Source organism: Candidatus Hydrogenedentota bacterium, assembly GCA_016791475.1.
Taxonomy (GTDB): domain Bacteria; phylum Hydrogenedentota; class Hydrogenedentia; order Hydrogenedentales; family JAEUWI01; genus JAEUWI01.
On sequence record JAEUWI010000447.1, the window covers coordinates 1 to 526 of the forward strand.

Sequence of the window (526 nt, forward strand, 5' to 3'; positions counted from 1 at the left end):
GCTACATGAATCCGCACCGGATGGCCTGGGGCTTCTCGACCTCGATGCCCTTCGCATTCATGGTCGCGCTCGCCACTTTCGTCGGCATCCTGTTCTCGCGCGAGAAGAAGGAGATCGTGTGGTCGCGCGAGACCTGGCTGATGCTGGTGTTCACCGGATGGATGTTCCTGACCACGGCCTTCTCGTGGTATCCGGGCCTGGCCTGGCCGCAGTGGGACAAGGTGTGGCGGATCATGTTGATGACCTACGTCACCCTGATGCTGATCCGCGACCGCGACCGCGTTCACTGGCTGGTGGTCGTGATCGCCTTCTCGCTGGCCTTCTACGGGGTGAAGGGCGGCATCTTCGTCCTGACCGGGGGCAGCGGAAACAACGTGCGCGGCCCCGGCGGCTCCTTCATCGAGGACCGTAACTCGATCGGCCTCGCCCTGCTGATGACGGTCCCGCTGCTCTGGTACATCCGCCTGCAGCTCAAGGTGGCCTGGCAGCGCCTGGGGCTGCTCGCCATGTCCGTCCTCACCCTGAT

At 64.3% G+C, this 526-nt stretch carries 1 protein-coding gene; it reads left to right on the forward strand.

Translation table 11 applies throughout. The annotated features are described in order from the left end of the window. The coding region (locus JNK74_30175) for a putative O-glycosylation ligase, exosortase A system-associated (GenBank protein ID MBL7650437.1) at window positions 1–526 on the forward strand (526 nt) is incomplete at both ends.